Origin of the sequence: Derxia gummosa DSM 723, assembly GCF_000482785.1 — a bacterium.
GTDB classification, from domain to species: Bacteria; Pseudomonadota; Gammaproteobacteria; order Burkholderiales; family Burkholderiaceae_E; genus Derxia; species Derxia gummosa.
Map to the genome: position 1 here is coordinate 22,024 of NZ_AXWS01000018.1, position 22,038 is coordinate 44,061.

Annotated in this window: 22 protein-coding genes; 9 read left to right on the plus strand and 13 right to left on the minus strand. The window is 69.3% G+C overall.

Annotated elements, in window-relative coordinates:
- Window positions 1-403: 403 nt before the first annotated feature.
- On the minus strand, window positions 404-1,282 hold the full coding sequence (locus tag H566_RS28520; protein WP_211238113.1) for an IS110 family RNA-guided transposase: 879 nt from the start codon (window positions 1,280-1,282) through the stop codon (window positions 404-406).
- Between the two features lie 252 nt (window positions 1,283-1,534).
- Between H566_RS28520 and H566_RS29165 the strand changes: the two genes are divergently transcribed.
- Window positions 1,535-2,077 carry a hypothetical protein gene (locus H566_RS29165; RefSeq protein ID WP_156924477.1) on the plus strand — a complete coding sequence of 181 codons (543 nt, stop codon included), beginning with the start codon at window positions 1,535-1,537 and terminating at the stop codon, window positions 2,075-2,077.
- Between the two features lie 193 nt (window positions 2,078-2,270).
- Here the strand turns inward: H566_RS29165 and vapC are convergent, their stop codons facing one another.
- The 3 genes from vapC to H566_RS30415 form a co-directional block, all read right to left on the minus strand.
- Window positions 2,271-2,672, minus strand: coding sequence for a type II toxin-antitoxin system VapC family toxin (gene vapC / locus H566_RS0116580; RefSeq protein WP_028312306.1), 402 nt, complete (start codon window positions 2,670-2,672; stop codon window positions 2,271-2,273).
- The gene (locus H566_RS0116585; protein WP_028312307.1) at window positions 2,669-2,863 is read right to left on the minus strand and encodes a type II toxin-antitoxin system VapB family antitoxin; all 195 of its coding nucleotides are present in this window, start codon (window positions 2,861-2,863) and stop codon (window positions 2,669-2,671) included. Before H566_RS0116585 ends, vapC begins: the two co-directional genes overlap by 4 nt.
- 173 nt (window positions 2,864-3,036) lie before the next feature.
- Complete coding sequence (locus H566_RS30415) at window positions 3,037-3,387, minus strand: hypothetical protein (protein ID WP_028312308.1); 351 nt, start codon at window positions 3,385-3,387, stop codon at window positions 3,037-3,039.
- A 132-nt stretch (window positions 3,388-3,519) separates the two neighbouring features.
- Between H566_RS30415 and H566_RS0116595 the strand changes: the two genes are divergently transcribed.
- The 3 genes from H566_RS0116595 to H566_RS0116605 are packed head-to-tail and all read left to right on the plus strand — an operon-like array spanning window position 3,520 to window position 4,579.
- Window positions 3,520-3,867: a TfoX/Sxy family protein gene (locus tag H566_RS0116595; protein ID WP_034412062.1), complete on the plus strand. Its 348-nt coding sequence runs from the start codon at window positions 3,520-3,522 to the stop codon at window positions 3,865-3,867.
- A 38-nt stretch (window positions 3,868-3,905) separates the two neighbouring features.
- Window positions 3,906-4,151, plus strand: coding sequence for a hypothetical protein (locus H566_RS25880; protein ID WP_034412063.1), 246 nt, complete (start codon window positions 3,906-3,908; stop codon window positions 4,149-4,151).
- Window positions 4,148-4,579 (plus strand): GNAT family N-acetyltransferase, encoded by a 432-nt coding sequence (locus tag H566_RS0116605; RefSeq protein ID WP_028312310.1) that lies wholly within the window; start codon window positions 4,148-4,150, stop codon window positions 4,577-4,579. The genes H566_RS25880 and H566_RS0116605 overlap by 4 nt, the downstream gene beginning before the upstream one ends.
- Here the strand turns inward: H566_RS0116605 and H566_RS0116610 are convergent.
- The gene (locus H566_RS0116610) at window positions 4,560-6,032 is read right to left on the minus strand and encodes a Fic family protein (protein WP_028312311.1); all 1,473 of its coding nucleotides are present in this window, start codon (window positions 6,030-6,032) and stop codon (window positions 4,560-4,562) included. The two genes, H566_RS0116605 and H566_RS0116610, sit on opposite strands and share 20 nt — an antisense overlap.
- Before the next feature lie 96 nt (window positions 6,033-6,128).
- On the opposite strand from H566_RS0116610, the gene H566_RS25885 reads away from it, so the two are divergent.
- From H566_RS25885 to H566_RS0116625, 3 genes are all read left to right on the plus strand, one after another.
- Window positions 6,129-6,665: a GNAT family N-acetyltransferase gene (locus H566_RS25885; protein WP_084545215.1), complete on the plus strand. Its 537-nt coding sequence runs from the start codon at window positions 6,129-6,131 to the stop codon at window positions 6,663-6,665.
- Between the two features lie 87 nt (window positions 6,666-6,752).
- Window positions 6,753-7,154: a VOC family protein gene (locus H566_RS0116620; protein WP_028312312.1), complete on the plus strand. Its 402-nt coding sequence runs from the start codon at window positions 6,753-6,755 to the stop codon at window positions 7,152-7,154.
- Window positions 7,151-8,194 carry an alpha/beta hydrolase family protein gene (locus tag H566_RS0116625; protein WP_028312313.1) on the plus strand — a complete coding sequence of 348 codons (1,044 nt, stop codon included), beginning with the start codon at window positions 7,151-7,153 and terminating at the stop codon, window positions 8,192-8,194. Before H566_RS0116620 ends, H566_RS0116625 begins: the two co-directional genes overlap by 4 nt.
- A 36-nt stretch (window positions 8,195-8,230) precedes the next feature.
- On the opposite strand, the gene H566_RS0116630 is transcribed toward H566_RS0116625, so the two are convergent.
- From H566_RS0116630 to H566_RS0116650, 5 genes are all read right to left on the minus strand, one after another.
- A complete protein-coding gene (locus tag H566_RS0116630) occupies window positions 8,231-9,301 on the minus strand; it encodes an AbrB family transcriptional regulator (RefSeq protein ID WP_051378899.1) in 1,071 nt (356 codons plus the stop codon).
- 317 nt (window positions 9,302-9,618) lie between these two features.
- Window positions 9,619-10,695, minus strand: a complete 1,077-nt coding sequence (locus H566_RS0116635; RefSeq protein ID WP_028312315.1) for an ABC transporter ATP-binding protein — start codon at window positions 10,693-10,695, stop codon at window positions 9,619-9,621.
- A gap of 68 nt (window positions 10,696-10,763) precedes the next feature.
- Window positions 10,764-12,527 carry an ABC transporter permease gene (locus H566_RS0116640; RefSeq protein ID WP_156924478.1) on the minus strand — a complete coding sequence of 588 codons (1,764 nt, stop codon included), beginning with the start codon at window positions 12,525-12,527 and terminating at the stop codon, window positions 10,764-10,766.
- The gene (locus H566_RS0116645; RefSeq protein ID WP_028312317.1) at window positions 12,524-13,603 is read right to left on the minus strand and encodes an ABC transporter substrate-binding protein; all 1,080 of its coding nucleotides are present in this window, start codon (window positions 13,601-13,603) and stop codon (window positions 12,524-12,526) included. The genes H566_RS0116640 and H566_RS0116645 overlap by 4 nt, the downstream gene beginning before the upstream one ends.
- A gap of 109 nt (window positions 13,604-13,712) precedes the next feature.
- On the minus strand, window positions 13,713-14,801 hold the full coding sequence (locus tag H566_RS0116650; RefSeq protein WP_028312318.1) for a porin: 1,089 nt from the start codon (window positions 14,799-14,801) through the stop codon (window positions 13,713-13,715).
- Between the two features lie 389 nt (window positions 14,802-15,190).
- Between H566_RS0116650 and modA the strand changes: the two genes are divergently transcribed.
- Both modA and H566_RS0116660 read left to right on the plus strand, forming a co-directional pair.
- Window positions 15,191-16,021 (plus strand): molybdate ABC transporter substrate-binding protein, encoded by an 831-nt coding sequence (gene modA / locus H566_RS0116655; RefSeq protein ID WP_028312319.1) that lies wholly within the window; start codon window positions 15,191-15,193, stop codon window positions 16,019-16,021.
- 209 nt (window positions 16,022-16,230) lie between these two features.
- Window positions 16,231-17,760 (plus strand): methyl-accepting chemotaxis protein, encoded by a 1,530-nt coding sequence (locus tag H566_RS0116660; RefSeq protein ID WP_028312320.1) that lies wholly within the window; start codon window positions 16,231-16,233, stop codon window positions 17,758-17,760.
- 91 nt (window positions 17,761-17,851) lie between these two features.
- Here the strand turns inward: H566_RS0116660 and tcuC are convergent, their stop codons facing one another.
- From tcuC to tcuA, 3 genes are all read right to left on the minus strand, one after another.
- Window positions 17,852-19,168 (minus strand): MFS transporter, encoded by a 1,317-nt coding sequence (tcuC, locus tag H566_RS25890; RefSeq protein WP_034412064.1) that lies wholly within the window; start codon window positions 19,166-19,168, stop codon window positions 17,852-17,854.
- Window positions 19,169-19,342: 174 nt separating this feature from the next.
- A complete protein-coding gene (tcuB, locus tag H566_RS25895) occupies window positions 19,343-20,599 on the minus strand; it encodes a tricarballylate utilization 4Fe-4S protein TcuB (RefSeq protein WP_084545217.1) in 1,257 nt (418 codons plus the stop codon).
- A complete protein-coding gene (tcuA, locus tag H566_RS0116675) occupies window positions 20,586-22,019 on the minus strand; it encodes an FAD-dependent tricarballylate dehydrogenase TcuA (RefSeq protein ID WP_028312321.1) in 1,434 nt (477 codons plus the stop codon). Before tcuA ends, tcuB begins: the two co-directional genes overlap by 14 nt.
- Window positions 22,020-22,038: the final 19 nt, after the last annotated feature.

The window sequence follows — 22,038 nt, forward strand, 5'->3', positions numbered from 1 at the left end:
AACGTGAAGACAGATCGATGGCTCTGGCTCAGGGGATAAACCTTGCAGTCGTATATCCGGCGTCCTGAAGGGCTGAACAAGCCAGCGCCAACATGGAATTCACGAGCACCGAAGCGCCAATCGTTGCAAGCGGCTACGGAAACGAGCCGGAAGAGTTATCGGCGTCAAACGGCACGGAGGTGATCCAAAGTGCCAGGATGGGCGATCAATCTCAACGCAATGGGTGGAAGGTTTTCAATTGAACCGGCCGCATTCAGGCATGCAATGCCTGAATGCGGAACTCAAGCGGCATTGATGCATGCCTCATATCGCTCACCATCCCGCAAGACCGCATAACAGATTCGCGCCAGTTTGTTCGCGAGCGCACAGGTGGCTTTATTGTGATTCCCGCGTGCCTGAAGATTTATGGCCCACGTCTTGAGCGAATCAAGCGGCTTGCCCGCCTGATTGCTATTGTCGCCGCATGCAATACGGCGCGTGCCCCGTGCGTCAGCAACATTCTCAAATACACGTCGCCGCGCCGCGAGATTCCTCCCAACGACCGTTTTGTGCCTGAAGAGTATTCGCGCGGTGTCAATCCGAACCATGACGCGAAATGGCGTGCGCTCTGAAAATGAGTGACATCACCCGAGGTCGCGGCCACCATTGCCGTTGCCGTCAGCAAGCCAATCCCCGGAATGCTCAAACGCTGAGTGCAGGCGGCATTGACTCGTGCGGCAGCCGCCAACTCGCTTTCGAGTTGCGCAATGCGCGCTTCCAGCGCCTTGATCTCATCGAGTAGTGCCATCATGGTTGCTCGAAGCATGACGGGAATACCGGAGGCGTCATCCGCAAGGCTTCGCGCAATGCACGCAACACCGACACGACTGCCCTCCGGCACCGCAATACCAAATTCCCGGCGTAAGTCTCGCAATGCATTGATCCGCGAAGTCTGCGTACTCATCCACAAGGAGCGGGCGCGATGCATGGCCTGCAAGGCTTGTTGTTCCAGCGATTTGACCCGCACCGGATGGATCTGCGCATTACGTGCGGCTTCGATCAAGGCGCAGGCATCGGTGGAATCCGTCTGGTTGCGTCGGACATAAGGTCGGATATAGGCTGCGGTCAGAAGACGAACTTCAATGCCCAGCGAATTCATCCAACGTGCCCAGTGGTGCGCGGAACCGCAAGCCTCCATGATTACCAGCCCGATTGGACGATTGACAAACCAGCTTTCGAATTGACTACGCGAAAGTCTGTGCTGCGCAGTGACGCGCCAGGATCGACCGTCTGCAACTGCCAACTGGCAACCGGACTTGGCCAGATCGACGGCAACGATGGGCAGGGCATGATTCCGGAATCATGCGGGACTCCTGACGAATGAAGACAATGCGGCGGGTACGTGTTGGTAGCTGCGATGATGCTCAAGAAGACGAGGGAGTCCATCCCATCAATTGAGAGCGCCTGCCCCGGTAAATCAGGTCGGGCCCCTCGTGTCAAACGTTATGTGTCCAACACTTGCAAATCTCCCCTCGATCAAATAGGGACTTCACACATGAATACTTGCGCTGACAAAAGTCAAGAAAACAAGATGCAATCGGTTGCGAATGTAGTCTCTCAAAAGCAGAATGGTATTAAATCTACTTTCCAGCTTGTGGATAACCGGCCTGAGGCTATTGCGCAGAGAAGGTTGAAAAAAATGATCAATAGTAGCCCTAAGGTGATGGAGTTAAGGGCCATTCAAGATAAGGTCGGCAGTGCCTCGCAAGCTAATCAAGCCGCCCAATTGAAGGCGTGTCCAGTGATTCAAAGAATTACCGAGGAGGATATGAATCAAGCAGTAATAAACATCCGGCCTGCTGCAACAGCGCACGGATACACTCGAGAAATGTTGGAGTCAATCATACAACATCGTTTTGCTGAAATACTTCCAGGGAATGGAAATAGGCTTTTACTTGGTAAAGGGGTGGACGAAAATACCCAATATTTTGGCAGGCTGGTATATGACTGCTATCTAATGCTTAACGGAAGTTACTGTATTGATGTGTTTCATGCACATGGGGGGCAGACTGAATCGCCATCTCCAAGGGGGTATTAAGCGTAAACCATAAGGCTACTCTTGCGACTTATAACAAAAAATATAAGCGCAATTTGGGTGGGAAATTCTTGAAACCGTTGCAAAAAAAACGCAGATAGCAATCAAATGCACTCGGGCCGCAAAAGGCGGTGCAGCCCCCGCTGGGTTTGTCAGAAATTTTGTGCTTGCGTCATGAGTGCCAGCATACCCAACCTTAATCCTCCGCCATCACCGACCGCAACCCAAGAAATTCAACAAACGGTTCAAAATCCCGATCGCTGCAAAGCAATCGCAAATCATCTTCAATACAGCGCGTCGCGATGATCGTGTCGATGGTCTTCCGGGCCGTCACCCCTTGCGCTCGCAATGCCCGGTAGTTTCTGGCGGCTTGAAGGGCAATTGCCTCTCCGCCCAGCGTGATGACATCCAGAGTGGCAAACAGCCTTCGTGCCTGGTTGAAGTCCCTGTCGTTGCCGAAACCCTGAAGCACCTCGGCCAGAATCAGATCGCCCACCGCCAGAGGCTCGTTGCCCAAAAGGGCATCAAGCCTTTCGGATTGCGGAGTGATCGAACCTCGGAAAAAATCGATCCATACGCTCGAATCGACCAGAATCACTTGTCGGTCCTCATCGCGTCCAGGTCACCGGCCCATTGCAGCTTGCCCTTGAATTGGCGGATTTCTTCCTGCTGGCGCAATTTCAGCAGCGTGCGCAAGCCCAGTTCCACCGCCTCCTTCTTGGTCTTCAACCCCGTGAGTCGCAAGATGTCGCTCATCAGCTTGTCGTCGATCTCGATATTCGTGCGCATGATGTGTACCGAAAATTAAAGTTATACACACGCTAACGGAGCGGTCCTGAGTCGGCAAGCACCATTCATCTGCGTCACGCCCGGGCGCCATTCGCTTGGCCGACAGGCACGCTGAATCGGTCGGAAGGTCTTTGCTATCGCCGCGTAATCGCTCAGAGCTAATCGCTGGTCGCTCACACCCACCCCGTTGCTCCCGGCACGACCCGCTCCGCCAAGCTCGCCGCCCCGAGCAACGCCAACCCCACCAGCACCACCAGCCCGCTGAACAGCGCCGCCAGCTTCACTATCACCGGCCATTCCGGCTTCGCACGCAGCAGCAGCCACGCCAGCGCCGACAGCGCCAGCCCCGCGACGCCCGGCCACAGCACCCACGGCCAGAGCCATTGCGCCGCGCCGCCCACCAGCGCGACCGGCAACTGGAAGATCAGCATCCACAGCAGATCGCCCATCGTGGCTTCGGCGTGCGCGGCGGCGGGGGCGAGGCTCGCGAGCGCGAGGACGGCGAGGCGGGCAGGGCGGAGCAAGGGCGGTCCTTTCGGCAATCGGTGGGCGGGATGATCGCGCGGCGCGGTGTCGAGGCGTCGCGCGCATGCGGCGAGCGGCGGACGGGCGCGCGGCGGCATCATCCGGCCATCCCGTCCCGCCCCGGAACCGCCATGGCCTCGCACCCTTCCAGCGTCGATCTCCTGCTCGACACCGCCCGTCTGCCGGGCCTCGTCACGAAGCGCATGTTCGGCGAGTACGCGCTCTATCTCGACGGCAAGGTGGTCGGCTTCATCTGCGACGACCAGCTGTTCGTGAAGCCGACCGACGCGGGCACGGCGCTGCTCGGCCGCGAGCCGGCCGGCATTCCCTATCCGAAGGCGAAGCCGCATCACCTCGCGCAGCATCTGCTCGACGAGCCCGAGCGCCTGCGCGCGCTGCTGCTCGCGACCGCCGAGGCGCTGCCGCCGCCGGCCATCAGGCCGCCGCGCGCGGCGCGCAAGCGGGCGGCGACGGAGTAACTTCCTCCCCCCGCCCGACCTCCGCCAGAAAGCCCCGCGTGATCCGCCTCATCCTCGAAGCCGTCGCCATCCTCCACCTCGGCCCCGGCATCGCCTTCGCGCTGCTCGCCTTCGGTTGCGATGGCGATCTCGCCTTCCTGCGCGACACCTGTGCCCGCAGCGGCCTGTCGGCCTTCTTCAGCCTCACGGCCTGGGCCTGGCTGGCGCTGCTGCTCGGCTGGGGCGCGATGCTGCTGCTGCGCCGTCGGCGCGAGTCGGCCGAAGCTTCGCCCGCCGCCGAATGACCACTCCGCACCTCGCCCGCCTGCCCGACGCCGATCTCGCCTGGGCCAACGCCCGTTACGCCGAGGTCGATTTCCTGCCCTCCGACGCCTCGCACTTCCTCGCGCTGGCCATGCTCGACGGCGAGCGCGCCGGCCTCGGCCGCGTGGTGCCGGTGTCGGCCACGGCGGGCGAGCTGGGCGGGATGGTGGTGCTGCCGGCATTTCGCGGGCGCGGCGTGGCGGATGCGCTGGTCGGCTTTCTTGTCGCGCAGTCGCGCTTCGCCGAGCTGTTCTGCATCCCCTTCGCCGACCTCGTGCCGCTGTATGCGCGGCATGGTTTCGTGACGCTGCCTGATGACGCGCCGGCGCCCGCGCCGGTAGCGGACAAGCTCGCGTGGTGCCGCGCGCATTACCCGAGGGCGGTGGCGCTCATGCGGCGGGCGGGTTGAGCGCCCGTTTCACCGCGTCCTCCACCGCGTCGAAGGCCGCTTCCGGCACCTGCCCGGCGAACTTGCGGCGCAGGTTGGCCGACACCGTCCCGCCTTGCCGGAAGGCGCCCTGCATGAGCGTCGCGAGCGCATTGCCGCGCAGATCGTGGCGCTCATTCACCTCGCGCCAGGCGCCATCCCAGGCGACGAGAAAGTGCGTCTCGTCGCGCAGGTCGCGCTCCAGCGCCTGCCGCGTCATGTCGAGCAGGAAATGCACGCAGGCGGTCGCATCCCAGTAGCGGTAGAGGGCGTCGCCGGTCAGCGGTTCGAAGCGGTATTCGCCTTCGTCGATCCAGGTCACGCGCCACAGGTCGCGCACCGGCCGCGAGAAGGCTTGCAGCACACGCAGGTAGTCGGCTTCGTTGCGCCGCATCGCCACCGACACCGGCAGCACGAAGGCGCGCGGCAGGCGGCCCGAGCGCCCCAGCACGTGATGCACGAGAAAGCGCGACAGCCGCCCGTTGCCGTCCATGAACGGGTGGATGAACACGAAGCCGAAGCAGGCCAGCGCCGCGAGCAGCAGCGGATCGACGCCCGGCGTCTCGATGAGCGCGAGCAGTTCGCGCATGAGGCCGGGCACGGACTCCGGCGGCGGCGGCACATAGGTGACGCCGGCCGCGCCGCGCATCGGTCCGCGCAGCCAGTTCTGCTCGGTGCGGTACTGCGCCGCGTGGTCCCAGGCGTTGGTGACGATGGCGTTCTGCAATTCGACCAGCCGCTGCTCGTCGAGCGCGACCGACTCGCCGGCCTGGCGCAGCAGCGCGGCGAAGGCGGCGGCCTTGTCGGCCGGGGCGGCTTCGCGCTCGATGTCGAAGGAGCTTTCGGTTTCGTGCAGATAGGCCCAGTCGAGCGCGCGGTCGAGCAGTTCGGGGCCGATGTCGTCGGCGAACCGGCGGGCTTCGCCGAGCAGGTCGCGCGCGAGCAGCGCTTCGATCTCGGGCGTGCGGCGCACGACGGGGCAGTAATCGAGCGAGCCGAGGCCGTTGAAGTTCACCCGCCAGCGCGCGTTGCGCGGGCCGGGCACGGTGAAGTAACGCGCCGGATCGAACAGCGGCACCGTCTGGCCGCCCGGCGCCACGCCGGCCAGTTCGCGGCCGTTGAAGTGTTCCCACAGGAAGCCGGCCTTGCGCACGAACTGGCCGTTGGGCGCGGCGGCGACGGCGGCCAGCATGTCGGCCTCGGGAATGCGCTTCAGTGCCTGCGACAGCAGCAGCAGGTCGATGCCTTCGTGCCGGATGGCGAACAGCACATGGTCGAGCGGCGCGGCGCCGGTGGGCGCGGCGCGGGGCGGGATGGCGAGGCAGCCGTCCGCGCCCGGGCTGATGCGCGTCACCGGCTGGACGCGGGCGGGGCGCACAATCGGTGGCACCGGCAGCGCCAGCGAGGTCCGCAGGAATTCGTAGCCGACGACCATTTTTTCTTTGCCCGGACGCGAAATTTTTAAATTCCGGCAGTTGTAACGCAAATTTTTTAAGAGTGCCGCCTCCGCGCGGCCCCTCCCGCCTTCCCCATGCACCCCATCCCCCGCCTGCGCCCCATGCGCGAGCACGACATCCCCGCCGTCCTCGCCGTCCAGTCCGCCTGCTACACCGAACTCGTGCCCGAATCGGCCGACGCCTTCCTCACCAAGCTCGCCGCCTCGCCGGGCACCTGCTGGGTCGCGCTCGGCGTGCGCGACCGGCTGCTCGGCTACCTCGTGGCGCTGCCGTGGCGCTTCGACGCGCCGCCCGCGCTCGACCTGCGCGACTGCCGCCTGCCCGCCGAGCCCGACTGCCTTTATCTGCACGACCTCGCCATCGCGCCGCATGCGCGCGGCCAGGGCGTGGCCGACGCCCTCGTCGATGCCTTCGTGATGTGCCTGCGCGACCTGCGCCTGCCGCGCGCCGCGCTCACGGCCGTGCAGGGTTCGGCGGCGTTCTGGGCGCGGCACGGTTTCAGCCCGGTGGACGACGGCCTGCTGCCGGCGGCCAAGCTCGCGAGCTACGGCGCGGGCGCCTGCTACATGACGCGGCCGGCAAAGCGCCCGGCCGCGAGGATCGCGGCCTGAGCCGTCCCGTCGGCGTCGCGCGCCCCGTGCCGCATTCCGCGCGCACGCCGGACATGACGCCCGCACGCCCGCCTGAAAGGAAGCCCCATGTTCTCCCACGTGTTCATCGGCGTGTCCGACTTCGACCGCGCCTTCGCCTTCTACGAGCCGCTCATGGCGGCGCTCGGCGCGCGGCTGCGCATCCATGACCCGGCCAAGCCCTGGGCCGTGTGGCAGTCCGAGCCGGGGCCGAGGCCGCTGTTCGGCATCGGCAAGCCCTTCGACGGCCAACCGCACGCGGCCGGCAACGGGCAGATGACGGCCTTCGTGGCGCCCACGCGGGCCCTGGTCGATGCCGTGCATGCGCTTGCAATCTCGCGCGGCGGCAGTTGCGAAGGCCCGCCCGGGCTGCGGCCGCACTACCACGCCAACTATTACGGCGCCTACTTCCGCGACCCGGACGGAAACAAGCTCTGCGTGGCCTGTCATGCAGCACAGGAGGCCGCATGAACTTCTCCCGCAAGCTGGCCGCGCTGCTCGCGGCGCTCGTTGCAGGTGCCGCGCCCGCCTCCCGCGCCGCCTCGCTCGGCCTGCTCGAACTCCCCGCCGACGACCGCTCCGGCCCCGTCACCGTCTTCTATCCGGCCGAGGCCGCCGCCCTGCCGCAGGAGCGCATCGGCATCCGCTTCGACGCCGCGCCCGACGCATCGCCCCGGCCCGGCAACGGCCGGCTCGTCGTGATCTCCCACGGCTCGGGCGCGCTGCCCTGGGTGCAGCTCGACCTCGCGCGCGATCTCGTCGCGGCCGGCTTCACTGTGGCGATGCCGATCCACGCCGGCGACAACGCCTTCGACATGGCGGACGTCGGCCCCGCGAGCTGGGCGCGCCGGCCGCTGGAGGTGTCGCGCGCGATCGACCGGCTGCGCGCCGACGGCCGCTTCGGCGCGCTCGACTACACGCGCGTCGGCATGTACGGCATGTCGGCGGGCGGGCACACGGCGCTCGTGCTGGCGGGCGGGCAATGGTCGCCGGCCGGGCTGCGCGACCACTGCCGCGCCCACATCGACGACGACTTCGCCGCCTGCGCCGGCACCGTGTTCGAGCTGGACGGCGGCTGGCTCGACCGCTTCCGCAAGGTCGCCGCCGTCACCGCGATCGAATGGCGCTTCGGCGACGCCACGCCGCGCGCCCACGCCGACGCGCGCATCGTCGCGATCGTGGCCGGCGTGCCCTACGCGGCCGACTTCGACATGGCGACGCTCAAGGCGCCGGCCGTGCCGCTCGCGCTCGTGACCGCCGGCGCCGACCGCTGGCTCGCGCCGCGCTTCCACGGCGAGGCGGTGCTCGCCGCCTGCGCGACCTGCGAGCGGCTGCTCGATCTGCCGAACGGCGGGCACGGCGCGTTGCTGTCGCCGCTGCCGCCGAAGGCGAAGGGCGCGGTCGCGCGGCTCATCGCCGATCCGCCGGCCTTCGACCGGGCGGCGGAGGTGCCGCGCGTGGATCGGGCGATCGTGGGGTGGTTCGAGCGGCGGTTGGGCGTGGAGCGCTGAGCGACGCGGCATTGCTCCCGCCGCGCCGTCACCGGCTCACGCCCGCGCCGCGATCCACCGCGAATACATCGGCCCCGCCGACAGCAGCACCAGCACCATCCGCAGCACATGCGCCGCCACCACCAGCGGCGTGCCCAGCCCGAGCACCCCGGCCGTCAGCGCCATTTCCGAGATCCCGCCCGGCGCGCCCGCCAGCACCAGCGTCGGCGTGGCGATGCCCGACAGCGCGGCGATCGCCCAGGCCTGCAAGCCGCACAGCCCGAGCGACACGTAGTTGCTCAGCGCCACCGCCGCCAGAAAGCGCGGTGCGCCCGTGAGCATCGCGCGGTCGAAGCGCATGCCGAGCGTCATGCCGATCAGCACCTGCGCGAGGTCCACCATCGGCACCGGCAAGCGCCCGTCGAGCAGCCCGCCGCCGGCTGCGAAGGCCGCGCCGAACAGCGGCGCCAGCACCCAGGCGTTGGGCGTGCCGAGGCGCGCGAGCACCGCCGCGAGCAGCGCATTCACCCCGAGCAGCGCCGCCATCACCGGCCAGCCGAGCAGCGTGCCCGAGGCATGCCAGAGGTCGCCGCCATGCACGCCGAGCAGCGCGAACAGCGGCGGCAGCGTCACCACCACGACCAGCACGCGCACGCTTTGCGCCATCGCGACGCGATCGACGCGCGCGCCGGCGCGCTCGGCCAGCACCGACATTTCCATCGCCCCGCCCGGCATGCTCGCGAACCAGGCCGTGCCCCGGTCGAGCGCGCACCAGCGCCGCAGCAGGTTGCTGCCCACCAGCGCCAGCAGCGGCGCGCTCGCCGCCACCAGCAGCAGCCAGCCGCCGCGCTCGGCCACTGCGCGCACCACCGGCGGCGTGAACTGCAAGCCCAGCGCCGTGCCGACGATCCACTGCCCCGCGAAGCGCCCGTTGCGCGGCAGCGCGCCCACGCCGGGGCCGATGCGCAGCGCCGACATCGTGAACAGCGCGCCCAGCATCCACGGCAGCGGAATGCGCAGCCACGCGAACAGCGCGCCGCCGAGCGCGCAGGCCGCGAGCGACAGCAGTTGATGGACGAGCAGGCGGGCGTCGAAGCCGCGTTCGTGGTCGGGAGGAGAAGCGGTCATGGCGCGCGAGCATGCCCTGTGATGGCGGCGCGGCCGTCGGGCGCCGGCCCGCGATCGCTAGGCCGGTGTGACCGCGCCGTCATCCGTGAAAAGAAAGCGACGCGCCCGTTGCCGCGCCCGCCGGAGAGGACGGGCGCGCGGTCGCGTCGCAAAGGCCGGCAGCCACGCGCCGGCCGGGAGATCCTGGCGCCGCCAGGAGGGGGCGGCGGCGCCAGGCAAGACACGTCGGGCGCCGGGCCGGATCGGCCGGCCCAAGCCCAGTCAGGCCGAACCGGCCGGGCCGAGCTTGCGAGCCCGTCCCGTCGGCCGGAACACCGTCACGCAAACACCCACAGCCGGTCCTGCGGAATCTCGACCCAGCGCTGGCCGGCGCCGATCGGCTCCTGGCCGTGGGCGCGCACCAGCGTGCCGGCGCTGTCGAGCACGTATTCCCAGCGGTCGCCGAGGTACATCGAGGTGACGAGGTCCATCGGCATGCGGTTGGGGCCGGGGCCGTCGGCGAGCTTCACGCCCTCGACGCGCACCACCGCCGTCGCCTCGCCGCCGACCGTGGCCGGCGCGCCCTGGCCGCAGGCGCGACCCCAGAGCTTGTGTTCGCCGATGTCGAGCAGGATGTCGTCGGCGTTGCGCTGCTCGATGCGGCCCTTGAGCGTGTTGTTGGTGCCCATGAAGCCGGCCGCGAACAGCGAGGCGGGCTTGAGATACATCTCGGTGGGCGAGCCCTGCTGCTCGATCCTGCCGCCGTTGAGCAGCAGGATGCGGTCGCTCATGGCCATCGCCTCGCCCTGGTCGTGCGTGACCACGAGCGCCGACAGTTGCAGCCGCACGATCAGCTCGCGCAGCCAGGCGCGTGCTTCCTCGCGCAGCTTGGCGTCGAGGTTGGACAGCGGCTCGTCGAGCAGGATCACGGGCGGGTTGTAGACCAGCGCCCGCGCGATCGCCACGCGCTGCTGCTGGCCGCCCGAGAGCTGGTGCGGATAGCGCTCGCCCAGATGGCCGAGGCCGAGATTCTTCAGCGCGTCGCTCACGCGGTCCTTGATCGTGGCCGAGTCGGTCTTGCGCAGCTTGAGGCCGTAGGCCACGTTGTCGAACACGGTCTTGTGCGGCCACAGCGCATAGCTCTGGAACACGAGGCCGAGGTTGCGCTGCTCGGCCGGCACTTCGACGCCGGCCGCGCCGTCGAACACGTTCTTGCCGGCGATGCTGATGCGGCCTTCATGCGGCTGCTCCAGGCCGGCGACGGCGCGCAGCAGCGTGGTCTTGCCGCTGCCCGAGGGGCCGAGCAGCGAGATCACCTCGCCGCGATGCAGGTCCATCGACACGCCCTTGAGGATGGGGTTGTCGCCGTAGCTGAGCTTGAGGTCGGTGACGGTGAGGACGGAGTTGGCGTTCATCGCGGCTCCTTGCGAGGCGTGCGGGGTGGTGCGGTTGGCGGGCGAGACGGATGCGTTCATGAGGCGCCTCACTTGTGCAGGTTGATGCCGAAGCGCAGGGCGATGGCGAGGCCCGTGCCGACGATGGCGATGTTGATGAGCGAGAGCGCGGCGACCATGTCCACGGCGCCCGTGGCCCACAGCGACACCAGCACCGAGCCGATCACTTCCGTGCCCGGCGCGAGCAGGTACACGCCGGTCGAGTACTCGCGCTCGAAGATCATGAAGATCAGCAGCCACGAGGCGAGCAGGCCGTTGCGGATGAGCGGCAGGGTCACGTCGCGCAGCGTGCGGCCGGCGCTGGCGCCGGTGAGGCGGGCGGCTTCCTCCAGCTCGGGCGCCACTTGCAGCAGCGCGCTCTGGATGAGGCGCATGCCGTAGGCGAGCCACACGACGGTGTAGGCGATCCAGATGCTGATGATGGTCGAGCGCAGGGGATTGAGCGCCGGCACGAACAGGAACACCCAGAAGATCGCCAGACCGGCGAGCAGCCCCGGCACGGCGCGCGGCGTCATGACCAGGTAATCGACCATGCGCACCAGGCCGTCATGCTTGCGGTGGGTGCTCAGGCCGATGGCGGCGTAGCAGGCCACCGCGAGCGCGCCGCCGACGGTGCCGATGGCCAGCGTGTTGAGGATGGCGCGCACCATCGTGCGGTCCTCGAACACGGCGCGGAAGTTGTCGAGCGTCAGCACTTCGAGCAGGTCCACGCCCTCGCCCCAGCTCGTCACGAAGGCGCGCAGCGTCACGCCGCCGAGCGGGATCAGCACCGTGAACAGCAGCCACAGGCCCACGATGCCGAAGGCCGCGTACTTCCACTTGCCGAGCATGAGCGGACGCTGGCGCGCGGCCTTGCCCTTGATGCTCGCGTAGCGGTTGGCCGTGCGCAGCAGCAGGCGTTGCAGCAGCACGAGCGGCAGCGTGACGGCGATGATGCAGACCGCCACCGCCGCCATGAGCTGGTAGCTGGGCGTGCCGAGCTTGCTCGCGAGCTTGTACAGATAGGTGGTGAGCACCAGATGGCCCTCGGGATCACCGAGCACCAGCGGCAGGCCGAAGATCTCGAAGCCGAGGAAGAACATCAGCACGCCCGCGTACAGCAGCGCCGGCGCGATCAGCGGAATGCTCACATGCACCGCCACCGTGAAAGGGCTTGCACCGGCGATGCGCGCCGCTTCTTCCACATCGCTGCCGAGATTGCGCAGCGCCGACGAGGCGTAGAGGTACACATGCGGCACATGCGTCAGGCCCGCGACGATCGCGATGCTCGTGAGCGAATAGATGTTCCAGGGCACGAAGCCCAGCAGCTTCTGCGCCCACATCGACGCGAAGCCCACCGGCCCCATCGCCACCACATAGCCGAAGGCCAGCACCACCGGCGAGATGAACACCGGCACCAGCAGCATCGGCTCCAGCGCGCGCCGGCCCGGCAGGTCGGTGCGCACCATGAGGAAGGCCAGCGCCGCGCCGAGCGGCACCGAGATCGCCGCCATGCCGGTGGCGATCGCCACCGAGTTGCGGCCGGCGATCCAGAAGTCCTCGTCCTCGAAGATGAAGCGGTAGGAATCGAGCGTCAGCACGCTGCCCTTCATGAAGAAGGCGCCCGACAGGAAGCTCTGCCACAGGATCAGCAGCAGCGGGGTCAGCACGCAGACGGCGAGCAGGCCCGTGACCGCCACGCGCGCGGTCGGGAAGGGCAGGCGGGGGCGACGGGCGCGCAGGCCGTCATGGCCGTTGCGGCCGTTGTCGCCGGCGTGCCTGTGGTGCGGGAGGGCGGTCACGGGAGTGCTCATTTCGGGCTCTTCACTGCGTTCCACTGCTTGAGGAATTCGAGCCGCTTGGCCTGGTCGAGATAGGTCAGCAGGCCCGGGCCGATGACGATCGGCTTGAGCGCGTTGCCGAGCTGGGCCTGGAGCCCGCTGGCGGTGGTGTCGCCGGTCACGTCGGAGCGGATGGCGAACAGGTCGGCGTCGCTGGCGATGACCTTCTGGCCGCGCTGAGACAAGATGTATTCGAGAAACACCTTCGACGCGGCCGGATGCTTCGCGCCCTTGGCGATGAACATGACGCGGCTCATCACGAGCGTGTAGTCGGACGGGAAGACGACGCCGATGCTCGGGTCCTTGGCGGCGCGGGTGAGCGCGTAGCTGCCGATCAGGTTGTAGCCGATCAGGTTCTCGCCCGAGGCGATGCGCTCCATCATCGTGCCGGTGCTCGACTGCACGCGCACGCCGGTCTGGCCCATGGCCTTGGCCAGTTCCCAGAAGCCGGTCGGGTTGGTCAGCGCGTCCTGGCTGTGGAAGTTGAAGCCGACGCCGCTCTTCTCGGGGTCGAAGGTGGTGACCTTGCCCTTGTACTTGTCGAGCTTCGTGGTGAGCAGCTTCGTGAAGTCGCCGTGGGTCCTGGGCACGTCGGCGGCATCGACTAGGCGCTTGTTGTAGACGATGCCGACCGGCTCGTAGGTCGTGCCGTAGGCCTCGTTCTTCCAGATCGACCAGTCGGGCAGCTTGCTGCTGTCGGTCAGCTTGTAGGTCATGGCGTAGCCGTCGTTGACGAGCTTGACCTGCAAGTCCATGGCCGACGACCAGAGCACGTCGGCCGAGGCGCCGGCGGCGCTTTCGCTGATGAAGCGGTTGTACAGCTCGGTCGAGTTCATGTCGTGGTACTCGACCTTGACGCCGGGGTAGGCGGCCTCGAAGTCGCGCAGCAGCGGCGCGACCTGCTTCTGGTCGGTGGCGCTGTAGATGACGACGATGCCTTCGGTCTTGGCCTGGGCGATGTCGGTGGCGCTCTGGGCGCGGGCGGCGCCGGCGGTGCCGAGCGCGGCAAGCGCGAGCACGAGGGCGCGGCGCGGGATGCTGGGTTTCATGCGGTCTCCTCCGATGACGGGTCGTGACGGCCCGGTACTGCGTGGCTTGGGTTGGCCCGCTGGTCGCGGGCCGGGGTGCGGCGCCCGTCGTCGCAGGCGCCGTCGGGTCTCAGAAGCGGTGCTGCACGCCGACGCCGAAGCCGCTCTGCTGGCTGGCGAGCGGGGTCTGGTCGCGGAACACGCCGGTCTTCACATGCGCGCCGTCGTCGCTGCTGCTGTGGGCGCTGGCGGCCACGGCGTAGAGCCAGGTGCGCTTCGACAGGTTGTAGGTGATCTTGGCCGCGAACATGAGCGGGCTGGAATCGGTGTCGCGCTTGTTCTCGTAGTAGGCGCCGCCGTAGAGCGTGACCGCCTGCGACAGCGGCGCGCTCGCGCCGAGCCACCACAGGTCGCTGCGGTAGTGCGGATTGGCGGCGCTCGGCGCGGCGGGCGCGCGCGTGGTGGCGCGCAGGCCGGCATAGAGCTTGGCCGGGCCGAGGTCATAGCTGCCCGAGCCGACGACGCTGCGGTTGCGCGTGCTGGCCGGCACGGCCTCGGTGCCGCCGCTGCGGCCTTCGTCGAAGCTGAGCTGGGCCGACACCGGGCCCTTGGCATAGGCGGCGCCGAAGCCGTAGGCGTTGTTGCTGCCGGTCGCGCCCGCCACCTCGCCGAAGCCGTAGTGCGCGCCGAGCGTGACGGCGTCGAACTTGCCGACGTACTTGACGGCATTGCTCACGCGGCTGGTGAAGCCGGTGGCCGGCACGGTCGCGGTCGAGGTCAGGTAGGAGTACTGCGGCGCGTAGCCCATGAAGTCGTGCGGCAGCACGAAGTCGTACACGGTCGTGGAGTTGCGCCCGAGCATGACGGTGCCGAGGTTCTTCTTCTCCAGCCCGACATAGGCGTAGCGGCCCCAGAGCGCCGAGCCGCTCGCGCCACTGTCGAGGTTGACTTCGCCTTCGAGGTTGAACACGGCCTTCATGCCGTCGCCAAGGTCTTCGCTGCCACGCAGGCCGAGGCGCGAGGTGTTGAGGCCGCCCGAGTTCACGCGCCACATGCCCTTGCCGTCGGCGGCGTTGCGGGTGCGGTATTCGACGCCCGCGTCCATGATCCCGTACACGGTCACCGACGAGCCGGCGGGCGCGGTCTGCGCGACGGCGGGCTGGAAGGCGGCGGCAATGCCGACGGCGATGGCGCAGGCGCCGATCGTCTGAAGCTTCATCTGGTCTCCCCCTTTGGCGGGTGCTTGTCGTTGTGGTGCGGGGCGGACCTTAGGAGCGGAGGCTGTCGAATTTCTGGCGATGGCCGGCAGGTTCGGGCGCGCTGGCTCGCTTCCCCAGAGCGGGGCGGGCGCGGCTAGGGGTAAGTCCCGTGTGGCGATTGCAAGGGCTTGCGGGCCGGCGGCGGCCTTGGCTGCGCTACGTGCCGCCGCGTGACGATGCGGGGTCGCGGGCCGGGCCGACAGGCGCTCCGCGCGGGCGTGAAATACGGGCGTCGGCTGTCGATCGGCTGGCGATCGGGGCTGGGGAATGTCCCCGCGCGGCGGTGCTTGTCGCGGCCGAAGCGGCGCTCGTAAGTTCGCGCCGTTTCCCTCGTCGCACTGGAGTCGTCATGCCCGTCTCGTCTCAACACGCCGCGTCCGCCAGCCGCGCGCGCCCCGCACTTGCCGATCGCCTGCGCCGCGTCGGCGCGACGCTCGCCGCGAGCGCGCTGCTCGCCTGTCAGGCGCTCGCCGCCGACATCAACGTCATGACCTCGGGCGCCTTCACCGCCGCCTACAAGGAGCTGGTGCCGGCCTTCGAGCGCGACACCGGGCATGCGATCCATTCGGCCTACGGCGCCTCGCAGGGCGGCGCGGCCGATTCGATCCCGAGCCGGCTCGATCGCGGCGAGCCGGCCGACGTGGTCATCATGGCCCGCCCCGCGCTCGACGCGCTGGTGAAGGCGGGCAAGGTGGTGCCGGGCAGCGAGGTCGATCTCGTGCGCTCGTCGATCGGCATGGTGGTGCGCGCCGGCGCGCCCCGGCCCGACATCTCGACCGTCGAGGCGCTGAAGAAGACGCTGCTCGCGGCGAAGTCGGTCGCCTACTCGGCCAGCGCGAGCGGCACCTATCTCTCGACCGAGCTGTTCCCCAAGCTCGGCGTGGCCGAGGCGATCGCGCCGAAGCTCCAGCGCATCGAGAGCGCGCGCGTCGCGGCCATCGTCGCGCGCGGCGAGGCGGAGATCGGCTTCCAGCAGGTGAGCGAGCTGCTGCCGGTGCCGGGCGTGGATTTCGTGGGCGTGCTGCCCGAGGGCGCCCAGCGCGCGACCTTCTTCTCGGCCGGCATCACCACGACGGCGCGCGCGCCCGAGGAGGGGAAGGCGCTGATCCGCTACTTCGGCTCGCCGGCGGCCGCGCCGGTGATCGAGCGCACCGGGCTGGAGGCGCTGCCGGCGCGCTGAGGCCGATGCGCGGCCATCGGCCGGAACTCGCCCCCTGCTCGCGCGATCGGACCCCTAAACCCATGGGCAGCATGTGGATTCGAACTCACATGACTGCCCGTGCACGCCGGTCGCCACCCATGACCGGCAGCGGGCGGCTTCGTGCCGTCACGCGCCGCCTGCCGCCTGCGTGACCCGGCATGCCAACTACAAGACTTCGAGGTCACGCCATGAAACTCCGGCTCAAGCAGCAGCTCGTCCTGGCATTCGGGATCGTCGTCGCCTTCGTCGTCGCGACAGCGCTCGCGGCGGTGTTGCTGCTCGACGGCATCACCGATGCCGCCGCGCATTCCTTCGGTCCGGCGCTGACCAAGGAGCGCCTCCTGCGCGACTGGCAGACCAACGTGGCGGTGGGCGTGAAGCGCACCTCCGTCATCGCCCGCGCCAGCGATCCGGCGCTGGTCGACGCCTTTGCCGAGGACGCCAAGGCGCTGGCCAAGCGCACCACCGATCTGCGCGAGAAGCTCGAACCGATGCTCGACGCGACCGACAAGCCGATGTACGAGCACGCCACCGTCCTGCGCAACGAGTACATGGAAGCGCGCGACGCCATCGGCAAGCTGATTGCCGACGGCCATCCGCGCGAGGCGGTGGTGCTGTTCGAGAACCGCTTCCTCCCGGTGTCGGCGCGCTATCTCGAAGGCATCAACGAGATCGTCGAGCGCCAGCGCGCCAACATCGACGACAGCGCGGCGGCGATCGCCTCGGCGAGCGTGCGCGCCCGCGTGCTGCTGCTCGGCGCCGGCCTCGCGGCAGCGCTGCTGGGCGTGGCGGCGGCCTGGTGGCTCGGTGGCCGCATCGTCGGCGCGCTGCGCGCGATCCAGGTCGAGGCCGAGGCGATCGCCGCCGGCGACCTGAGCCGTGGCATCGCGACCAGCGGCCATGACGAAAGCGCCGATCTGCTGCGCTCGATCGCGACCATGCAGGCCGAGTTGCGGCGGCTGGTCGGCCGGGTGCGCGACAGCGCGGGCGAGGTGCAGGTGGCCGCGCACGAGATCGCCCAGGGCAGCAACGATCTGAGCATGCGCACCGAGCAGCAGGCGAGCAACCTGGAGCAGACCTCGGCGACGATGGATCACTTCGCGTCGGCGGTCGATGCCAATGCCGGCGCGGCGCGCGAGGCGAGCCAGCTGGTGAACCAGGCGACCGACAAGGCGCGCGAGGGCGGCGCCGTGGTGGCCGACATGGTGGCCACGATGGCCGACATCAGCGAGGCCAGCCGGCGCATCGGCGACATCATCGGCGTGATCGACGGCATCGCGTTCCAGACCAACATCCTCGCGCTCAACGCGGCGGTCGAGGCGGCGCGCGCCGGCGAGCAGGGACGCGGCTTTGCCGTCGTGGCGAGCGAGGTGCGCGCGCTGGCCGGCCGTTCGGCCGAGGCCGCGCGCGAGATCAAGACGCTCATCGCCGGCTCGGCCGACAAGGTCGGCGCGGGCGTGGTGCTCGCGGGCCGCGTCGGTCAGGTGGTGGACGAGGTGGTGGCCAGCATTTCCGGCGCGACCGGCCTGATGAGCAGCATCACCACCGCGATGACCGATCAGGCCCAGGGCATCCGCGAGGTGAAGACCGCGATCGCCGACATCGACGGCATGACCCAGCGCAACGCCGCGCTGGTCGAGCAGAGCGCGGCGGCGGCCGGCGGCCTCAGCGGCCAGGCCGGCGAGCTGACCGGCGCGATCGGCGTGTTCCGGCTCTGACCGGCGCCGGCTCGGGCCGCGTCGCGCGCGGGGTGGCCGCACCGGGTGGCCCGGGCGTTCCGCGCGCGGTCCGCCCGGGCCCGAGTCGCGCTCAGGCGCCGCGCGGCGCGGGTTCGCCGGCGGTCGCGGCGCGGCGGTACAGGAACAGCGCCGCGCCCAGTCCGCAGAGCGCGGCGACGCTGAGCCAGGCGCCGGGCGCGGCCTTGTCGCCCGTGGTCTCGATGAGCCAGGTCGAGATGGCCGGCGTGAAGCCGCCGAACACGGCAGTGGCCAGGCTGAACGCGAGCGAGAAGCCCACCACGCGCACCTGCGCCGGCATCACCTCGGTGAGCGCCGCGACCATCGCGCCGTTGTACAGGCCGAAGTAGCTCGACAGCAGCAGCAGCACCGCGAGCAGCCGGTCGAAGCTCGGCGCCTGGGCGAGCCAGTGCAGCGCCGGATAGGCGGTGAGCATCGCGACGAAGGCCACGCCCACCAGCAGCGGCTTGCGGCCGAAGCGGTCGGACAGCGCGCCGCCGACCGGCAGCCAGATGAAGTTCGACAGGCCGACGAACACCGTCACCAGCAGGCTTTCGGCGGTGCTCAGATGCAGCACGGTCTTGCCGAAGGTCGGCGTGTAGACGGTGATGAGATAGAAGGTGGACGTCGTCATCGAGCTGAGCAGCATGCCGGCGACGACGAGGCGCCAGTTGGCGCGCATGGTGCGGAATACCTCGGCCGTGGTCGGGTGATGGCGCTGGGCCTGGAAGGCGGCGGTCTCGGCGAGGCTGCGGCGCAGGAAGAAGATGAAGGGCACGATCATGCAGCCGACGAAGAAGGGCACGCGCCAGCCCCAGGCCGCGACCTCGGCCGCGTCGAGCGACTGGTTGAGGCCGTAGCCGAGCAGCGCCGCGAGCACCACCGCCACCTGCTGGCTGCCCGACTGCCACGAGGTGTAGAAGCCCCGGCGGCCCGGCGTCGCGATCTCCGACAGATACACCGACACGCCGCCCAGCTCGGCGCCGGCCGAGAAGCCCTGGAGCAGCCGGCCGATGAGCACGAGCGCCGGCGCGAGCAGGCCGATGCTGTCGTAGCCGGGCACGAAGGCGATGAGCAGCGTGCCGCTGGCCATGATCGACAGCGTCACGATTAGCCCCTTGCGGCGGCCGACCTCGTCGATGTAGGCGCCGAGCACGATGGCGCCGAGCGGCCGCATCAGGAAGCCGGCGCCGAACACTGCAAAGGTTTGCATCAGCGAGGCGAATTCGCTCGCGGCCGGGAAGAACACGCGCGCGATGTGGGTCGCGTAGAAGCCGAACAGGAAGAAGTCGAACTGCTCGAGAAAGTTGCCGCTGGTCACGCGCAGCACGGCGCCGATGCGCGAGGCGCGGCGCCCGCCGTCGGCGGCGGCGGTCGAAGGGGTGGTCATGGATGTCTCCTCGATGGGATGGTGGTCGGGCGACGCACCGCCGGAAAGGGCGGTGGAGGCTGTCTTTGTGGAGCGCCGCCGACCTGGCGCGGCGCATGGTCGAAGTCCTGCCTGTCGATTTGCTGGCAGGGGATCGCCGGTCGTGCCGGGCGCAACGCGCCCGGCCGCAGGGCTTCAGTCAGCGCCGAGGCGCAGCCGGTCGGGCTGGCGCTTCTCGATCGCGTGCTTGAGCAGGGCGGCGCAGCGGAACATGCCGTGCGCGAACTTGCCGTAGGGCAGGGTGAGGAAGAGCGCCATCACCACGCCCAGATGCAGCGCGAGCAGCAGCGCCATCGCCGGGCCGTCGCGGCCCGCGAGCAGGCCGAGGCCGGTGGCGCTGGTGAGCAGCAGCAGCGCGATGAAGCCGCGGTCCATCGGCCGTTGCGCCGGGTCGCCGCGCTGCGGATCGCGCCTGAGGTTGAGCCACAGCAGCCCGGCCGGGCCGATCAGCAGGCCGATGCCGCCCGCCGTGCCGAGCAGCACCGGCAGGCTGGTGAGCGCATAGGGGGCGTGCAGGTCGAGCAGGTAGTGGTAGAGCGTCGCGACGCCGGTCGCGGCGAAGCAGGCCATGAAGCCGCCGGCCGTGAGGTGGTGGAAGCGCCGCCGCGCGAGGCTGAAGGCGTCGTCGGCCTCGTTGCAGCCGTCACCGTGGCCGCCGCCGAGATAGCGCAGCGTGACGGCGGCGCTCGCGGCCTCGGCGCCGGCCGCCGTGCTGATGCCGCCCGGCGCCAGCTCGCGCCAGAAGCGCCGCACGCCCATGCCGAGCGCGAGCACCGCCCAGCCGAACACCGCGCCGAACATCGCCGCGAGCAGGTTGTGCGGGAACACCGCGTAGAAGTTGCCCGCGAGCGGCGCATGCACGAGGCCGCCGGTGGCGGCGATCGCGAGCGCCAGGAACAGCGCCAGCCCGACCGACAGCGCCAGCGACAGCACGAGCCCGTTGGCGCGGTAGGCCGCGCCGAGCGGCGCCGGCCAGGCGAACTGCGCATAGCTGTTGAGCCGCACCCGCGCCATCGCGCGCGGCACGTTCACCGCGAACTCGTGCGGCGGCGCGTACTGGCAGGCGTGGTAGCAGGCGCCGCAGTTGTGGCAGAGGTTGGCGAGATAGGCCACGTCGGCGGCGCCGAATTCGAGCCGCCGCGTCATCGCCGGGAACACGGCGCAGAAGCCTTCGCAATAGCGGCAGGCATTGCAGATCTGCATCTGCCGCGCGACCTCGGCGGTGTTGCCGTCGAGGGCGCGGATCGGGATCACGCGCGCGGCGGGGGCGGTCGCGGCGCCGTTCGCGGGCGTGACGGCAGCGGACGTGACGGCAGCGGACGTGACGGCAGCGGCGGAAGCGGCGCCGGCGGCGCGCGGCGCGGCGGCGGTCAGGGCATCAGGCGAACGCATGGCGGGCCTCCTTCGCGGTGTGGTTGCGCGCGGTGGCGAGGCGGCTCGCGGCGGCGGCACCGGCACCGGCGATGCGGCCGAAGGCCGTGCCGATCGACATGCCGACGCCGGCCGTGTAGCCCTGGCCCAGCACGTTGCCGGCCATCATTTCGCCCGCGACGAACAGGTTGTCGCTCGGCTGGTCGGCGAAGCGCACGGCGGCGGTCTCGTCGGTGCGCAGGCCGAGGTAGGTGAAGGTGATGCCCGGCCGCAGCGCGTAGCCGTAGAAGGGCGGGGTGTCGATCGGCAGCGCCCAGTGCGTCTTGGGCGGCGCGATGCCGTCGGTATGGCAGTCGTCGAGCGTCGTGTGGTCGAAGCGGCCGACGCGGCAGGCGGCGTTGTAGGCCGCGAGCGTCTCGACGAAGGGGCCGACCGGCAGGCCGAGCTGGCGCGCGAGATCGTCGAGCGTGTCGGCGCGCGTGCCCGGAAACACCGGAGGCATGAAGCGGCCGACGGCCTTCGCGTCGATGATCGACCAGGCGATCTGCCCCGGCTGGCGCGCGACGAGCCGGCCCCAGATCGCATAGCGCTTGGGCCAGAAATCCTCGCCTTCGTCATGGAAGCGGCGCGCCTCGCGGTTCACCACCACGCCGAGCGACACGCAGTCGATGCGGGTGCAGATGCCGCCGTCATAGAGCGGCGCGCGCGCGTCGATCGCGACGCAATGCGATTGCGACGGATCGCCGATGCTGTCGGCGCCGGCGTCGATGAGCTGGCGCAGCAGCACGCCCTGATTGAAGCGCGTGCCGCGGATGAGGAAGTTGTCGGCCGGCCATTCGCCGCGCTCGTCGCGCCCCCAGGCTTCGCGCAGCCAGTCGCGGTTCGACTCGAAGCCGCCGGCCGCGACCACGCAGCTGCGGGCCTCGAAGCGCTCGCCGTCGCGGCCGATGGCGGCGACGAAGCGGCCGTCGCGCAGCTCGATGCGGTCGACGGGCGTCTCGTAGCGCACCTGCACGCCGAGCTTCTCTGCGCTGCGGTAGTAGGCGTTGACGAGGGCCTTGCCGCCGCCCATGAAGAAGGCGTTGGTGCGCGCCACATGCAGCGCGCCCGACAGCGGCGGCTGGAAGCGCACGCCGTGCTTCACCATCCACGGCCGGCAGGTGGACGAGGCGCGGATGACGAGGCGCGCGAGCTTTTCGTCGGTGCGCCCGCCGGTCACCTTGAGCAGGTCCTGCCAGTACTCCTCTTCCGGGTAGGCATCGACCAGCACGTCCTGCGGCGCGTCATGCATGCAGCGCAGGTTGCGCGTGTGCGCCGAATTGCCGCCGCGCAGCTCGCGCGGCGCCGATTCGAGCAGCAGCACGCTCGCGCCGGCCTCGCGCGCGGTGAGCGCGGCGCACAGGGCGGCGTTGCCGCCGCCGATCACCAAAACATCCAGCATCCGGTTCTCCTCCAGGGTG

Bases quoted from the DNA above. Each gene is read 5' to 3' on its own strand.
- H566_RS0116640 (WP_156924478.1), bottom strand. From the start codon at position 12,527: ATGAGCACTCCCGTGACCGCCCTCCCGCACCACAGGCACGCCGGCGAC.
- H566_RS0116585 (WP_028312307.1), bottom strand. From the start codon at position 2,863: ATGCGCACGAATATCGAGATCGACGACAAGCTGATGAGCGACATCTTG.
- H566_RS25885 (WP_084545215.1), top strand. From the start codon at position 6,129: ATGCACCCCATCCCCCGCCTGCGCCCCATGCGCGAGCACGACATCCCC.
- H566_RS0116625 (WP_028312313.1), top strand. From the start codon at position 7,151: ATGAACTTCTCCCGCAAGCTGGCCGCGCTGCTCGCGGCGCTCGTTGCA.
- H566_RS0116630 (WP_051378899.1), bottom strand. From the start codon at position 9,301: ATGACCGCTTCTCCTCCCGACCACGAACGCGGCTTCGACGCCCGCCTG.
- H566_RS0116635 (WP_028312315.1), bottom strand. From the start codon at position 10,695: ATGAACGCCAACTCCGTCCTCACCGTCACCGACCTCAAGCTCAGCTAC.
- modA (WP_028312319.1), top strand. From the start codon at position 15,191: ATGCCCGTCTCGTCTCAACACGCCGCGTCCGCCAGCCGCGCGCGCCCC.
- tcuC (WP_034412064.1), bottom strand. From the start codon at position 19,168: ATGACCACCCCTTCGACCGCCGCCGCCGACGGCGGGCGCCGCGCCTCG.
- H566_RS0116610 (WP_028312311.1), bottom strand. From the start codon at position 6,032: ATGGTCGTCGGCTACGAATTCCTGCGGACCTCGCTGGCGCTGCCGGTG.
- H566_RS0116605 (WP_028312310.1), top strand. From the start codon at position 4,148: ATGACCACTCCGCACCTCGCCCGCCTGCCCGACGCCGATCTCGCCTGG.
- tcuB (WP_084545217.1), bottom strand. From the start codon at position 20,599: ATGCGTTCGCCTGATGCCCTGACCGCCGCCGCGCCGCGCGCCGCCGGC.
- H566_RS0116650 (WP_028312318.1), bottom strand. From the start codon at position 14,801: ATGAAGCTTCAGACGATCGGCGCCTGCGCCATCGCCGTCGGCATTGCC.
- H566_RS0116645 (WP_028312317.1), bottom strand. From the start codon at position 13,603: ATGAAACCCAGCATCCCGCGCCGCGCCCTCGTGCTCGCGCTTGCCGCG.
- H566_RS0116595 (WP_034412062.1), top strand. From the start codon at position 3,520: ATGGCCTCGCACCCTTCCAGCGTCGATCTCCTGCTCGACACCGCCCGT.
- H566_RS29165 (WP_156924477.1), top strand. From the start codon at position 1,535: ATGAATACTTGCGCTGACAAAAGTCAAGAAAACAAGATGCAATCGGTT.
- tcuA (WP_028312321.1), bottom strand. From the start codon at position 22,019: ATGCTGGATGTTTTGGTGATCGGCGGCGGCAACGCCGCCCTGTGCGCC.
- H566_RS0116660 (WP_028312320.1), top strand. From the start codon at position 16,231: ATGAAACTCCGGCTCAAGCAGCAGCTCGTCCTGGCATTCGGGATCGTC.
- H566_RS0116620 (WP_028312312.1), top strand. From the start codon at position 6,753: ATGTTCTCCCACGTGTTCATCGGCGTGTCCGACTTCGACCGCGCCTTC.